The organism is Kitasatospora sp. NPDC001660 (genome assembly GCF_053596725.1).
This window is the reverse complement of the sequence record NZ_JBSFGU010000027.1, coordinates 1-14,477: the sequence shown is the minus strand read 5'-3', so window position 1 is coordinate 14,477 and position 14,477 is coordinate 1. Positions and strand designations below refer to the sequence as shown.

11 protein-coding genes and 1 riboswitch are annotated in these 14,477 nt (G+C 72.1%); of the genes, 9 read left to right on the top strand and 2 right to left on the bottom strand.

The window, feature by feature from the left end:
* The first annotated feature begins 12 nt into the window (after positions 1-12).
* Complete coding sequence (locus tag ACWCXH_RS25700) at positions 13-1,572, top strand: protein kinase domain-containing protein (RefSeq protein WP_449803907.1); 1,560 nt, start codon at positions 13-15, stop codon at positions 1,570-1,572.
* A 141-nt stretch (positions 1,573-1,713) separates the two neighbouring features.
* A complete protein-coding gene (locus ACWCXH_RS25695; RefSeq protein WP_449803833.1) occupies positions 1,714-2,736 on the top strand; it encodes a MazG family protein in 1,023 nt (340 codons plus the stop codon).
* Between the two features lie 31 nt (positions 2,737-2,767).
* Here ACWCXH_RS25695 and ACWCXH_RS25690 read toward each other — a convergent pair whose 3' ends face one another.
* Positions 2,768-3,193 (bottom strand): SDR family NAD(P)-dependent oxidoreductase, encoded by a 426-nt coding sequence (locus ACWCXH_RS25690; protein ID WP_449803832.1) that lies wholly within the window; start codon positions 3,191-3,193, stop codon positions 2,768-2,770.
* Between the two features lie 267 nt (positions 3,194-3,460).
* On the opposite strand from ACWCXH_RS25690, the gene ACWCXH_RS25685 reads away from it, so the two are divergent.
* The 7 genes from ACWCXH_RS25685 (at position 3,461) to ACWCXH_RS25655 (ending at position 11,618) form a co-directional block, all read left to right on the top strand.
* Positions 3,461-4,744: a cytochrome P450 family protein gene (locus ACWCXH_RS25685; protein WP_449803831.1), complete on the top strand. Its 1,284-nt coding sequence runs from the start codon at positions 3,461-3,463 to the stop codon at positions 4,742-4,744.
* Positions 4,745-4,954: 210 nt separating this feature from the next.
* A riboswitch (cyclic di-AMP (ydaO/yuaA leader) is annotated at positions 4,955-5,123 on the top strand.
* Between the two features lie 5 nt (positions 5,124-5,128).
* On the top strand, positions 5,129-6,088 hold the full coding sequence (locus ACWCXH_RS25680; protein WP_449803830.1) for a transglycosylase family protein: 960 nt from the start codon (positions 5,129-5,131) through the stop codon (positions 6,086-6,088).
* Between the two features lie 256 nt (positions 6,089-6,344).
* Entirely contained in the window at positions 6,345-7,631 is a 1,287-nt protein-coding gene (gene eno / locus ACWCXH_RS25675; protein WP_449803829.1) for a phosphopyruvate hydratase, read from the top strand.
* Positions 7,632-7,748: 117 nt separating this feature from the next.
* Positions 7,749-8,243, top strand: coding sequence for an FtsB family cell division protein (locus ACWCXH_RS25670; RefSeq protein WP_449803828.1), 495 nt, complete (start codon positions 7,749-7,751; stop codon positions 8,241-8,243).
* A complete protein-coding gene (locus ACWCXH_RS25665; RefSeq protein ID WP_449803906.1) occupies positions 8,215-8,883 on the top strand; it encodes a DUF501 domain-containing protein in 669 nt (222 codons plus the stop codon). Before ACWCXH_RS25670 ends, ACWCXH_RS25665 begins: the two co-directional genes overlap by 29 nt.
* Positions 8,880-9,821: a Ppx/GppA phosphatase family protein gene (locus ACWCXH_RS25660; RefSeq protein ID WP_449803827.1), complete on the top strand. Its 942-nt coding sequence runs from the start codon at positions 8,880-8,882 to the stop codon at positions 9,819-9,821. Before ACWCXH_RS25665 ends, ACWCXH_RS25660 begins: the two co-directional genes overlap by 4 nt.
* 429 nt (positions 9,822-10,250) lie before the next feature.
* Complete coding sequence (locus tag ACWCXH_RS25655) at positions 10,251-11,618, top strand: NAD(P)/FAD-dependent oxidoreductase (protein ID WP_449803826.1); 1,368 nt, start codon at positions 10,251-10,253, stop codon at positions 11,616-11,618.
* A gap of 180 nt (positions 11,619-11,798) precedes the next feature.
* Here the strand turns inward: ACWCXH_RS25655 and ACWCXH_RS25650 are convergent, their stop codons facing one another.
* Positions 11,799-14,357, bottom strand: a complete 2,559-nt coding sequence (locus ACWCXH_RS25650) for an ABC transporter permease (protein ID WP_449803825.1) — start codon at positions 14,355-14,357, stop codon at positions 11,799-11,801.
* Positions 14,358-14,477: the final 120 nt, after the last annotated feature.

The following is a 14,477-nucleotide window of genomic DNA, read 5'->3' as shown; positions in this document are numbered from 1 at the left end:
GGCCACGGCGGCATGGGCCAGGTGTGGGGCGGCTACGACGAGCGCCTGGACCGCCCGGTCGCGGTCAAGCTGCTCCGCACCGACCACCTCCTCGCCGCCGGCCCCGACCCCGTCACCACGACCACCGAACACCGCCGCCACGGCGACGAGTTGCGCCGCCGCTTCCTCCGCGAGTGCCGCGTCACGGCCGCGCTGGACCACCCCGGGCTGGTCACCGTCTTCGACGCCGGCGAGGACGAGGGCGAGCTGTACCTCGTCATGCAGCGGGTCCCCGGGGTCAGCCTCGCCGACCTCATCGCCGAGGACGCGCCGTTCCCGATCGAGCGGGCGGTCGCCGTCGCCGCCCAGCTGTGCGCCGCGCTGGCCGCCGTCCACGCGGTGCCGGTGGTCCACCGCGACCTCAAGCCGAGCAACGTGATGGTCCGGCACGACGGCCGGACGGTCCTGCTCGACCTCGGCATCGCCACCGCCCTCGACCCCGGCGCCACCCGCCTCACCCTCACCGGCGCGCCGATCGGCAGCCCGTCCTACATGGCCCCCGAGCAGGCACTGGCCACCACCACCGACCCGCGCAGCGACCTCTACGCGCTCGGCTGCCTTCTGCACGAGATGCTCGCCGGCGAGGAGCCGTTCCGCGCGCCGACCGCGCTCGGGGTGCTGCGCAGGCACGTCGACGAGCCGCCGGTCCCCCTGCGCGAACTGCGGCCGGACGTGCCGCAGCCACTCGAACGCCTCGTCCTCGACCTGCTCGCCAAGCAGCCCGCCGACCGCCCCGCCGACGCCCAGCAGGTGTACGCGCGGCTGCTCCCGCTGCTGCCCACGGCCGAGCCGACCACCCAGCCGCGGTACGCGCCGCTGCCCGACCCCACCCGGCCGTACCGCTTCCCGCACCAGCCGCAGCCGTGGGCGGCCGAGCCCGTGCTCCGGCCGGCACCGGTGCCGCCGACCCGCACGACCCCGCCACCGCCATTCGTGCCGCCCGTGGTCCCGGCCGTCCCCGCCACCGCCACCGCGTCCGCCCCGGACCTCGGCTCGGAGTGCGGACGGCTCTCCGACCTCGTGGACGCCGGACGCCACACCGAGGTCCTCGGGCTCGCCGCGCAGCTGCTGCCCCGCGCCGAGGCCGAGCTCGGCGACGGCGCGCCGCTGGTGCGGACGATCCGGACCATCCACGCCCGCACCCTCCTCCAGGAGGGGCACTACGCACAGGCCCTCCCCGAGTACCGCCGCCTGGCCGCCACGGCGGAGGGCGGCCCGTACGGACCCCAGGCCCTCGACCACCGCTACCGCGCGGCGATCTGCCTCGACCACCTGGGGCAGGGCGCGGAGGCGATGGCCGAGTACCGGTCCCTGCTCGCCACGGCGGCCCACGACCCCGACCCGGAGCGCGCCTTCGACCTCCGCGAACGCATCGGCCTGCGCCTCGCCGCCACCGGCGAAGCCGAGAGCGCCTGGCAGTGGCTCCTCCAACTCCTCTTCGAACGCGAGCGCCGGGACGGCCCCCACCACCCCGCCGTCCGCCGCCTCCGCCGGACCCTGGACACGCTCCAACCCCACCGCACCACCCGCTGAGCCGCCCCGCGCAGGAAGCCGGCCGGTTCCGACTTTCCGTGCCGGGCCCGCCTGCGGGGTGGGTGGTGGGGAGAGCCGGGAAAGTGCGGGGGATCGGGTTCCGCCGGTCGGATCGGTGGCTGCGGCGGGTAGGTTCGGGGTGTGACGACGAATCTTCCGGGCGCGAAGTTGATCCTGCTCACCACCACCCACCGGGTGGCCCCCGGGCTGTTGGCGTGGCCGGCGTGGGAGGCGTTGCGCTCGGCGGGGCGGGTGCTGGCGGGGGACGCCGGGCATCCGCAGGTGGCCGCGGTGCGGCAGGCCGGGGTGGACGTGGAGATCGTGGCGACCGCCTCCGCGCCGGCCCTGGCGCGGCTGCTGACCGAGCAGCCCGCCGGCCGGGGTCCCACGGTGTGGCTGGGCAGCCCCGACGGGGATCCGGGCCTGACGGAGGCGCTGGCGCGCCTGGCCGTGGAGCACGCGGGCGAGGTGCCGGAGATCGAGGTGCTGCCCGGGTCGTACGACCTGCCCGGGGCACGCCTGCTGGACCTGGTCTCGGTGATGGACCGGCTGCGCTCGCCGGGCGGCTGCCCGTGGGACGCCGAGCAGACGCACGCGAGCCTGGTGAAGTACCTGGTCGAAGAGGCGTACGAGCTGGTCGAGGCGATCGAGGAGGGGGACCGGGAGACGCTGCGCGAGGAACTGGGGGACGTCCTGCTCCAGGTGTTCTTCCACTCCCGGATCGCCGAGGAGCACCCGACCGAGGCCTTCTCGATCGACGACGTGGCCGGCGACATCGTCGAGAAGCTGATGTACCGGCACCCGCACGTGTTCGGGGACGTCGAGGCGGAGGGCGCCGCCGAGGTCGAGGCGAACTGGGAGCAGCTGAAGGCCGCCGAGAAGGCGGACCGCGAGTCGGTGCTGGACGGCGTGCCGGCCGGTCTGCCGTCGCTCGCGTACGCGGCGAAGCTGGTGTCGCGGGTGCGCAGGGCCGGGTTCGAGGGCGTGCCGGACGAGCCGTACGAGCTGCCCGCGGAGCTCACGGAGCAGTCCGCGGGCAGGCTGCTGCTGGCCGTGGCGCAGCGGGCGCACGACGCCGGGGTGGACGTGGACGCGGCGCTGCGCGCGGCCGCGCGCGCCTACCGGGACGCGGTCCGCGAGGCGGAAGGGCTCAAGCCGGAATAAGCCGGAGCAGGCCGGACCAGGGGGCGGGGACTCAGGCCGCCGAGACCGTGTCCTGCGCGGTCCGCGGCTGCGGCAGGACGACCTCGCCGATCGCCTCGCCGACGAGGGCGACGAGTTCGGCGAGGCGGTCCAGGTCGAGGTGGTCGGGCAGGTCGGCGAGGGAGACGATCCGCTCGCCGTCCGGTCCGGCGACGCAGAACAGGTCGATCGGACCGAGGTGCTTCTCGGCGGTGTCGACGAGCGCGGCGACGTCGCTGGGGCGGCGGATGTCCCCGCCGACGCCGACGACGGGGCAGCCGGGCCGGTCGAGCTCGGCGGCGAGGTCTTCGGCGACGGCGACCCGCTGGTCGGCGATCAGCACTCCGGCGGCGCCGGCCGCGGTGAACCGGCGGGCGAGGTCGGCTCCCGACCCGCCGTCGAGTACCGCGATGACGACGACTGCGCCGCTGACCCTCATTGGTCGCTCCTCCCTGTGGGCGGCACCGCACCGGCGCCCACGATTTCTGCCGAGGATCGTAGGCACGTCCTGACCCTCCGCAACAGGGGTTACCCCTCAGGTGACCAGGCTCACGCCTGCCGTCCGTCCAAGGCCCGTCCAAGGCCTGTCCACGCACTGTCCACAGACCGTTCGCAAGGTGGTGATGCGCCGCCCCCGGGCCGTTGACGAGCCGGTTACGCACCGTGGATGGCGAGTCGCCCCCGACCCACCGGATACGGTCGACCCATGCCAGTTCAGCCCGACGCCGCCCGCCCGCCGCTCTTCACCTGGGAGTTCGCCGCCGACCCGTACCCGGCCTACGCCTGGCTGCGCGAGCACGCCCCCGTGCACCGCACCACGCTGCCGAGCGGGGTGGAGGCCTGGCTGGTGACACGGTACGCGGACGCGCGCCAGGCGCTGGCGGACAGCCGGCTGTCGAAGAACCCCGCGCACCACAGCGAGCAGGCGCACCGCACCGGCCGGGTCGGCATCCCGGGGGAGCGGCAGGCGGACCTGATGACCCACCTGCTGAACATCGACCCGCCGGACCACACCCGGCTGCGCCGCCTGGTGTCGAAGGCGTTCACACCGCGCCGGGTGGCCGAGTTCGAGCCGCGGGTGCAGCAGCTCACCGACCGTCTGATCGACGGCTTCGCGCAGCGCGGTTCGGCGGACCTCATCCACGAGTTCGCGTTCCCGCTCCCCATCTACGCGATCTGCGACCTGCTCGGCGTGCCGGCCGAGGACCAGGACGACTTCCGCGACTGGGCCGGGATGATGATCCGCCATGGCGGCGGTCAACGCGGCGGCGTGGGGCGGGCGGTGAAGCGGATGCGGGCGTACCTGCTGGAGCTGATCCACCGCAAGCGGGCGGACCTCGGGGACGACCTGATCTCGGGCCTGATCCGGGCGAGCGACCACGGCGAGCACCTCACCGAGAACGAGGCCGCCGCGATGGCGTTCATCCTCCTCTTCGCGGGCTTCGAGACCACCGTCAACCTGATCGGCAACGGGACGTACGCGCTGCTGCGCAACCCGGAGCAGCGCCGCCTGCTCCAGGAGTCGGTGGCGCGCGGCGAGACGGCGCTGCTGGAGACCGGGATCGAGGAACTCCTGCGCTACGACGGGCCGGTGGAGCTCGCGACGTGGCGGTTCGCGACCCGCCCGCTGGCCATCGGCGGGGTGGACATCCCGGTCGGCGACCCGGTGCTCGTGGTGCTGGCCGCGGCGGACCGGGACCCGGCCCGTTTCTCGGACGAGAACACCCTGGACCTGGCCCGAACGGACAATCCGCACCTGGGTTTCGGGCACGGCATCCACTACTGCATCGGCGCCCCGCTGGCCAGGCTCGAAGGGCGGGCGGCGCTGGCCACGCTGCTGTCCCGGCTGCCCGATCTCGCGCTGGCGCAAAGCCCCGAGGAACTGCGCTGGCGCGGTGGCCTGATCATGCGCGGATTGCGTGAACTACCGGTCGAATTCAGTCCCGAGAGCCGCTCGCCGCATGCGCTCGCGGACGCTCCACCATGCTGACGATACGTCGCAAACCGGTCCACATGCCTGGTGTGAACACCCATCAATCCGGACAAACAACCGCCGTTGGTAGGCGATCGACCACGCGCCGTGATGTCTGTGTGATATCTGCGATATGAGCTTGTGATTGATCTGAGGATCTGTCTACTCTCCCTGGAGTTCGCAGCTGCGGACCCCGAGTGCGGAACGCCGAGTCCTGCCCGCCGCACCACGGGAAACCGACCAGAACCCTGGGCAGGGGCGGGGGAACCAGGTTTGTTGCCGTTCCTCCACGGCTTGGGGTGAAGCCGCCCGAGCGGAATCGTTTCCGCAGACGGCGGCCGGGCCACCTCCCGGTCCGAACCCGACAGCTCACCTCGCAGGCGTGCGGAGAGGGACCCCTTCATGCTGTTCGTTGGAACCGGCCGTCACCGTCGTCGCACCCAGACCGAGAAGGCCATCGCCGCCGCGGGTGTGGCCGGCGTCGGACTCGCGATGCCGATCCTCACCGCCACCGGCGCCTCCGCCGCCCCGGCCTCCGCCTGGGACTCCGTCGCCCAGTGCGAGAGCGGCGGCGACTGGGGCATCAGCACCGGCAACGGCTTCTACGGCGGCCTGCAGTTCACCTCCAGCACCTGGAAGGCGTTCGGCGGCACCGCGTACGCGCCGCAGGCCAACCAGGCCAGCAAGGGCCAGCAGATCGCGGTGGCCGAGAAGGTCCTGGCCTCGCAGGGCCCGGGCGCCTGGCCGGTCTGCTCGAAGAAGGCCGGCCTGTCGAAGGGCGGCGCCCCGGCGGCCGTCGACACCTCGGACGCCCAGCCCGCCGCCCAGCAGCACTCCCAGCCGGCGCAGCAGCCCGCGGCGAAGCCGGCCCAGCCGAAGCCGGCTCAGATGCCCGCCCAGCAGCAGTACCACCAGCAGTACCAGCAGCACGCCCAGCAGGCCCAGCCCCAGCAGCAGACCCAGGCCTCGGGCTTCTCCGGCAAGGCCGGCTGGGACGCCGACGCGAAGGTGTACTGGTACCAGAGCAACGGCGCCTGGCACTGGACCAGCCACCAGAGCGTCTACCACCAGTACGCCGGCCAGGCCGCCCAGCAGCAGCACGCCCAGCAGCAGCACGCCCAGCAGCAGCACGCCCAGCAGCAGTACGCCCAGCCCCAGCAGCAGGCCCCGGCCGCGGCCCCGCACGCCGCCGCCCCGCAGGGCGGCCACGACTACACCGTCCGCGCCGGTGACACGCTGTCGACCATCGCCGCCGCCCAAGGCGTGTCCGGCGGCTGGCAGTCCGTCTACGACGGCAACCGCGCCACCGTCGGCGGCGACCCGAACCTGATCCTGCCCGGCCAGGTCCTGCACCTCGGCTGACCGCCCGACCGACGGCGGACGGCGCGACACGCGGAGGGGGCCGACCCCGGATCGGCCCCTTTCGTCCGCATTCGGCCCATTCCACGGGGCCGGCAGGTGAACTACCGGCAAGTAGCACGGCCACACGCTGAGACGGGACCGAGGTCGGCGTGGCCCCGGGACCCCGTGCGGTTAGGCTCTGGTCGTAACGACTCCGCAATCGTCCCGCTGACCGCACCACCGTCAGCAGGACCCTGCTTCCGCAAGGAGATGCCTCGTGCCGTCCATCGATGTCGTCGTAGCCCGTGAGATCCTCGACTCTCGTGGCAACCCCACGGTCGAGGTCGAGGTCGGCCTCGACGACGGCAGCACCGGTCGTGCCGCTGTCCCGTCGGGTGCCTCCACCGGTGCCTTCGAGGCGCTGGAGCTCCGCGACGGCGACAAGAACCGCTACTTCGGCAAGGGTGTGGAGAAGGCCGTCCTGGCCGTCATCGAGCAGATCGGCCCGGAGCTGGTCGGCTACGACGCCACCGAGCAGCGCCTGATCGACCAGGCCATGCTGGACCTGGACGCCACCCCGGACAAGTCCTCGCTCGGCGCCAACGCCATCCTGGGCGTCTCGCTGGCCGTCGCGCACGCCGCCTCCGAGGCGAGCGACCTGCCACTGTTCCGCTACCTGGGCGGCCCGAACGCGCACGTCCTGCCGGTCCCGATGATGAACATCCTCAACGGCGGCTCGCACGCGGACTCCAACGTCGACATCCAGGAGTTCATGATCGCCCCGATCGGCGCGGAGTCCTTCTCCGAGGCCGTCCGCTGGGGCGTCGAGGTCTACCACACCCTCAAGGGCGTCCTGAAGGAGCGCGGCCTGTCCACCGGCCTCGGCGACGAGGGCGGCTTCGCGCCGAACCTGGACAGCAACCGCGAGGCCCTGGACCTCATCCTCGAGGCCATCCAGAAGGCCGGCTACGTGCCCGGCCGCGACATCGCCCTGGCCCTGGACGTCGCCTCCTCCGAGTTCTACCAGGACGGCGCCTACCAGTTCGAGGGCAAGGCCCTGTCCGCCGCCGAGCTCATCGAGTACTACGCCGAGCTCGTCGCCGCCTACCCGCTGGTCTCCATCGAGGACCCGCTGGACGAGTCGGACTGGGACGGCTGGAAGGCCATCACCGTCAAGCTGGGCGACAAGGTCCAGCTGGTCGGTGACGACCTGTTCGTCACCAACCCGCAGCGCCTGGCCAAGGGCATCGAGACCGGCACCGCCAACGCGCTGCTGGTGAAGGTCAACCAGATCGGCTCGCTGACCGAGACCCTGGACGCCGTCGAGCTGGCCCAGCGCAACGGCTACCGCTGCATGATGTCGCACCGCTCCGGCGAGACCGAGGACGTCACCATCGCCGACCTGGCCGTCGCCACCAACTGCGGCCAGATCAAGACCGGCGCCCCGGCCCGCTCCGAGCGCGTCGCCAAGTACAACCAGCTGCTGCGCATCGAGGAGATCCTCGACGACGCCGCCGAGTACGCCGGCCGCGGCGCGTTCCCGCGGTTCAAGTACGAGGGCTGAACGCTCCCGGTAGCGCATGCCTGACCGGTGCCCCGCCGTTCACCCCGTAGGGTGGACGGCGGGGCACCGTCGCGACCAGGAGGGGAACGGGAGATGGCTGGCTGGAGGATCCCGGGCTTGGCGGCCCGCCCTCGGTTCACGAGCCGGGCGACCGTCCTCGTCCTGGTGCTCTGTTCGTTGGTGGCGATCCTCGCCTACCCGACGCGGCAGTTCATCTCCCAGCGCGCCGAGATTTCCGCCCAGCGGGCGAAGGCCGAGCATGCCCGGCAGCAGGTCGAGCAGCTGCGCCGGGACAAGGCCCGCTGGCAGGATCCCGAGTACGTCAAGGCGCAGGCCCGCACCCGGTTGCACTACGCGATGCCGGGGGAGACCCCGTACATCGCGGTCGATCCGGCCGGAGCGGGCGCCGCCCCGTCCTCCACCGCCCCGCCCGCCCCCTCCGACGGCACGGCCACCAGTTCGGTGAAGGCGGCCAAGCCCTGGTACTCCAGCATCTGGGACTCGGTGGACGCCGCCGACACCGCTGCCCTGGCCCCGGCCGCCCCGGCCCTGCCGTCGACCCGCCCGCTCCCATCGTCCCCTGCTGGAGACCCCTCCCCCCATGACCACTGAGAACCACCCCGCCGTCCCCGACGCCGACATCGCGGCCATCGCCGCCCAGCTGGGCCGGGTGCCGCGCGGCCTGCGCGGCGTGGCGCACCGCTGCCCGTGCGGCAACCCGGACGTCGTGGAGACGGCCCCCCGGCTGCCGGACGGCACGCCGTTCCCGACGCTCTACTACCTGACCTGCCCCAAGGCCGCCTCGCTGATCGGCACCCTGGAGGCGGACGGCGTGATGAAGGAGCAGACCGCCCGGCTCGCCGAGGACCCGGAGCTGGCGGCCGCGTACCAGAAGGCGCACGAGGACTACATCGCCCGGCGCGACGCCATCGAGGTGCTGGAGGGCTTCCCGAGCGCCGGCGGCATGCCGGACCGGGTCAAGTGCCTGCACGTGCTGGTCGGCCACTCGCTGGCGGCCGGCGAGGGCGTCAACCCGCTCGGCGACGAGGCGCTCGGCATGCTGGAGGACTGGTGGGCCAAGGGCCCGTGCGTCTCCCCGGCCGAGGTCGAGGCGGCCGGTGAGCGGGTCGCCCGCAACCGGGCCAAGGAACAGGACCACGCGGCCGTGATCGCCGCCAAGGAGCAGAAGACCGCCGAGCGCGCCGCCAGGAAGCGCGCCGCGGAAGAGACCGAAGCGCAGGAGTCCGAGTGAGCGCGACCCGCGTCGCCGCGATCGACTGCGGCACCAACTCGATCCGTCTGCTGGTCGCCGACCTGGACCCGGAGACCGGCGAGATCACCGACCTGGACCGTCGGATGATCATCAACCGGCTGGGCCAGGGCGTCGACCAGACCGGCCGGCTGCACCCGGACGCGCTGGCCCGCACCTTCGCGGCCTGCCGGGAGTACCGGGAGGTCATCGCCGGCTTCGGGGTCGGCCCGGAGCGCACCCGCTTCGTCGCCACCAGCGCCTCCCGGGACGCCGAGAACAGCGACGAGTACGTCAAGGGCGTGCGCGAGATCCTCGGCGTCGAACCCGAGGTGGTCAGCGGCGAGGAGGAGGCGCACCTCTCCTTCATCGGTGCCACCAAGGAGCTGACCGGCGGTCAGTTCCCGGCCCCGTACCTGGTGTTCGACCTCGGTGGCGGCTCGACCGAGTTCGTGCTCGGCGCGGACGACGTCCAGGCCGCGCGCTCGGTGGACATCGGCTGCGTCCGGCTGACCGAGCGGCACTTCGGCGGTGCCGAGCTGCCGTCCGAGGAGCAGATCGCCGACGCCCGGGCGCACGTGCGGGCCGAGCTGGACAGGGCCGAGGAGGTCGTCCCGCTGACCGGTGCGGCCACCCTGGTGGGCCTCGCCGGGACGGTCACGACCGTGTCCGCGATCGCCCAGGGCCTGCCGGCCTACGACTCGGCGGTGATCCACCACTCGCGGATCACCCGGGAGCGCGTCGCCGAGATCGCCCGCGAGCTGCTGGCCGCCACCCACGCCGAGCGCGCGGCGATCCCGTCGCTGCACCCGGGCCGGGTGGACGTGATCGCGGCGGGCGCGCTGGAGCTGCTGGAGATCATGGAGCGCACCGGCGCCGCCGAGGTCGTCGTGAGCGAGCACGACATCCTGGACGGCATCGCCTGGAGTACGGCCTCCTGACCTGCCGCGCGCCTTACCCGACCGGCCCCGGAGCCCCCGAGCGGGGGTCCGGGGCCGGGACGCGCCCGGTCGCGGGCGGAAAAGTTCGTGAATTTCTTCACATGGCGATCCGGTCATTCGTCGCATCCGCTCGCCCGCTACGTCCGAATTGCGGGACCGAAGGCCGCCGCTCCGCGCCGCCCGTTGGATCGCAGGCCAGGCCTCGCTTGAGGTTTGAAAATCGAAATCACCAACGGGAACCCGGGTGTTGTACGGATCGTTGCTGCTCAGCCGGGTGGTGTGACCCCCGGTACTCACGGGGCGCCCGTGGGGGCGGTGAGGTGTCGCCGAGGGGGCCGTTTTGTGGCCGCGCAGTGTAGCACGGGGTGTCCATCCACTTGTGACCGGGCTCACGAAGGTTGCTCCGGACGGTGCTGGATACTTTCGGATATGAGCACCACGGAGCGTCCTCGCATCCTCATTGTCGGCGGTGGTTACGTCGGCCTGTATGCCGCGATGCGCATCCTCAAGAAGATGCGTTACGGCGAAGCGACCGTCACGGTCGTCGACCCGCGGTCGTACATGACGTACCTGCCCTTCCTCCCCGAGGCGGCCGGCGGCAACGTCGCGCCCCGCAACCTCGTCGCGCCCCTGCGCAGCGCCCTCAAGAAGGCGGAGGTGCTCACCGGTCACGTGACCGCTGTGGACCACGCCCGCAAGGTCGCCACCATCGCGCCCGCGGCCGGCGACTCCTACGAGCTGCCCTTCGACTACCTCGTCGTCGCGACCGGCTCGGTCTCCCGCACCTTCCCGATCCCGGGTCTGGCGGAGAACGGCATCGGCATGAAGACGGTTGAGGAGGCCATCGCCCTCCGCAACCACGTCATGGCCCAGCTGGACAAGGCCGAGTCCACCTCGGACGAGGAGGTCCGCCGCAAGGCCCTGACCTTCGTCGTCATCGGCGGTGGCTTCGCCGGTGTCGAGACGATCGCCGAGATCGAGGACATGGCGCGCGACGCCGCCAAGATCTACAAGACCGTCAGCCGCGACGACATGCGCTTCATCCTGGTGGAGGCGGCCAACCGCATCCTCCCGGAGATGGGCCCGGACCTCGGTCTGTGGACCAAGGAGAAGCTCGGCGAGCGCAACATCGAGGTCTACATCGAGACCTCCATGGACTCCTGCGTCGACGGCCACGTCGTGCTGAAGAACGGCATGGAGATGGACGCCTCCACCATCGTGTGGACGGCCGGCGTGAAGCCGAACCCGGTGCTGGCCAACTTCGGCCTGCCGCTGGGCCCGCGCGGCCACGTCGACACCGCGCCGACCCTCCAGGTCCAGGGCTTCGACTACGTCTGGTCCGCCGGCGACAACGCCCAGGTCCCTGACCTCGCCGCCGGCGAGGGCGCCTGGTGCCCGCCGAACGCGCAGCACGCCTGCCGCCAGGCCGTCGTCCTCGGCGACAACGTGATCTCCGGCATGCGCGGCTTCCCGCAGAAGGAGTACAAGCACAAGAACCTCGGCGCGGTCGCCGGTCTCGGCCTGCACAAGGGCGTCGCGATCCTCTTCGGCAAGTTCAAGCTGAAGGGCCGCCTCGCCTGGTGGTTCCACCGCGCGTACCACGGCGCCATGGTCCCGACCTTCAACCGCAAGGTCCGGGTCTTCACCGACTGGACCCTGGCCGTCTTCCTGAAGCGCGAGATGGTCGGCCTGTCCCAGATGGAGCAGCCGTACCTGCCCATCCAGGAGGTCACCCCGCCCACGAAGCCCGTGGAGGCCGCCAAGCCGGCCGCCGAGAAGGAACTCGCGAGCAAGTAAGCGACTGAGACCCCGGTGTGGGAGCACCGGGGTATGAGTCGGAGGCCCTCCGCCCGGCAGTGTTGCCGGACCACGACCTCCGTGGTGCTCAGCCGGCCGTGCGACCGGGCGGAGTACAGAAGTTGGAAGGCCCCTGCCGGATCCTCCGGCAGGGGCCTTCCGCGGTCTTCCGACCGGCCGTCAGTCGGTCTTGATGCTCGCCAGGATGTCCAGCTTGGACGCCCGGCGGGCCGGCCAGATCGCGGCCACCAGGCCGACCAGCCCGGCGAGGCCCAGGAAGAGTGCCAGCTGGCCGTACGGCAGGACGGTGGTCAGCCCGGCCAGGCTGGACTTCAGCGTCCCGTTGATCGCCCAGGCGATGAAGCAGCCGAGCAGCAGGCCCACGCCGGCGCCGAACACCGAGATCACCACGGACTCCAGACGGACCATCCGCTTGATGCCCCGGCGGTCCAGGCCGATCGCCCGCAGCATCCCGATCTCGCGCTTGCGCTCGAAGACCGACATGGCCAGCGTGTTGATCACACCGAGGATCGCGACCAGCACCGACATCGCCAGCAGGCCGTACATCATGTTCAGCGCGAAGGTGATGGTCTGGCTGAAGTCGTCGCGCACGTCCTGCTTGGACTTGACCTCGATCACCGGGTTGGCGCCGGTGGCGTCCTTGAGCGACTGCTTGAGCGCGGCGGTGGCGCCGTCCTTGCCCTTCACCAGGATGTCGGCGACGTACGGCTTCGGATCGTGCTTGGCGATCTCGCTGTTGGCGAGGACGGCCTGGCCGAGCATGCCGCCCGTCTCGTACACGCCGCCGACGGTGAGCTGCCCGGTGGACTCGTCCGGGTAGGACACGGTCAGCGTCGAGCCGGCGGTGACGTCGAGCTTCTTGGCGACGTCCTGGTTCACCAGGAGCATGCCCTGGCCGAGCGCGGCGGTGGAGCCGCTGACCATCTTGAAGTCGACCAGCTGGTCGGCGGAGTCGGCGTTCAGGCCGGTGATCGCCTTGGCGGTGCCGTTGAGCTCCCAGTAGGCGGAGGTCATCGGCGAGGAGGCGGCGACCGCGGAGGTCTTGGCGATCTGGGCGGGCACCTGCTCGGACAGGCTCATGCCGTTGGCGGTCGAGACGATGTAGTCGGCCTTCATCGAGCTGGTGACGGCCCGGTCGATCGCGCCGCCGACCGAGGCGCCCATCACGGTGAGGCCGCTGACCAGGGTCAGACCGATGGTGAGCGCGGCGGCGGTGGCCGCGGTGCGGCGCGGGTTGCGCACCGCGTTCTGCTGGGCGAGCTTGCCGGGGGTGCCGCCCAGCTTGCGCAGCACCGGGCCGATCAGGGCGACCACCGGGCGGGACAGCAGCGGCAGCAGGACGAACACGCCGACCAGGGCCAGCAGGGCGCCGAGGCCGACCGGCATCCGGCCGGTGTCGTCGCCGGTGGAGGCACCGAAGGCGATCAGCGCGAGGCCGCCAGCGGTGACCACCGCGCCGATCGTGTTGCGGACCACCAGGCTCTTCTGGCTGGCCGGCTGCTCGCCGCTGCTCATCGCCGCGACCGGCGCGATCCGGGCGGCGCGCACGGCCGGCAGCACCGCCGACAGCACCGTCACCAGGACGCCGACCACGATGGTCACCACGATGGTCATCGGCTTGATCACCAGCGGGCCGCTCGGCATGTTCTCGTTCAGCGTGCCGATCAGGGACTGCATCCCGGCGCCGATCCCGATGCCCGCGAGCAGACCGGCCACCGCGGAGACGGCGCCGATGACCAGGGCCTCGACCAGGACGGACCGGGTGACCTGCTTGCGGCTGGCCCCGATCGCCCGGAGCAGCGCCAGTTCCTTGGTGCGCTGGGCGACCAGCATGGTGAAGGTGTTGGCGATGATGAAGATGCCGACGAAGAGCGAGATCGCGGCGAAGACGAGCAGCATCGTCCGCATGCTGTCGGTGCCCTTGGTGATCATGGCCTGCTCATCGGCCTGCAGCTGGGCGCCGGTCTCGGCCGTGAACTGCGAGCCGGACGGCATCTTGGCCTTCGCCTCGGCGAGCAGCGCGTCCTCGGTGGTGCCGGGCCCGGCGGTGAGCACGACGCTGCTGTAGCGGCCCGGCTCCAGCAGCAGCTGCTGGGCGGTGGCGCGGTCGAACAGGGTGAGGGTGCCGCCGGAGTTCACCACCGGGTCGTCGGTGGTGAAGACGCCGGTGAGCTTCGCCTCGACCACCGGGCCGTTGGAGGCGACCCGGACGGTGTCGCCGACCTTGTAGCCCGCCTTGCCGGCGGTCCTGCGGTCGAGCGCGATCTCCTTGCCGTTCTTCGGGCCCTGGCCCTCGGCCATCGGGTAGCGGGCGTCGTTGCCGTCCGGTCCCGGGGCGAAGTTGGCGCCCTTGGCGGACCAGGACTGGCCGATGAGGTTGCCGTTCCGGTCGGCGACGCCGGTGAAGCCGCTGACCACGCCACGGGCGCTCGCGGCGCCGGGCAGGGCGGCCAGCTGCTGGACGGTGGCGTCGGTGAGGGCGGTGGGGCCGCCCTCGCTCTTCTGCTTGGCGGAGGCGCCGGAGCCGGCGGCCCGGTCGACGATCTGGACGGCGACGTCCGAGTAGCTCTTGGAGTTGCTGTCCCGCATGGCCTTGCCGAAGGTGTCGGAGAAGACCATCGTGCCCGCCACGAAGGCGGTGCCCAGCATGACGGCGAGGGCCGTCATCAGCAGCCGGCCCTTGTGGGCCAGCACGTTGCGCAGTGCGGTGCGGTACATGAGGTGTCCTGAGGTCGCGTAGGGGCGGCGGGGCTGCTGGTGTGTCAGCTGGTGCGGCCCTTGGCGTCGAAGCGGCGCATGCGGTCCAGGACGGTGTCGGCGGTGGGGGTGTGGAGTTCG

What these genes read in the sequence shown, in the direction of transcription:
- ACWCXH_RS25700 (WP_449803907.1), top strand. Translation starts at nt 13, where the DNA reads ATGGGCCAGGTGTGGGGCGGCTACGACGAGCGCCTGGACCGCCCGGTC.
- ACWCXH_RS25655 (WP_449803826.1), top strand. Translation starts at nt 10,251, where the DNA reads ATGAGCACCACGGAGCGTCCTCGCATCCTCATTGTCGGCGGTGGTTAC.
- ACWCXH_RS25650 (WP_449803825.1), bottom strand. Translation starts at nt 14,357, where the DNA reads ATGTACCGCACCGCACTGCGCAACGTGCTGGCCCACAAGGGCCGGCTG.
- ACWCXH_RS25685 (WP_449803831.1), top strand. Translation starts at nt 3,461, where the DNA reads ATGCCAGTTCAGCCCGACGCCGCCCGCCCGCCGCTCTTCACCTGGGAG.
- ACWCXH_RS25690 (WP_449803832.1), bottom strand. Translation starts at nt 3,193, where the DNA reads ATGAGGGTCAGCGGCGCAGTCGTCGTCATCGCGGTACTCGACGGCGGG.
- ACWCXH_RS25680 (WP_449803830.1), top strand. Translation starts at nt 5,129, where the DNA reads ATGCTGTTCGTTGGAACCGGCCGTCACCGTCGTCGCACCCAGACCGAG.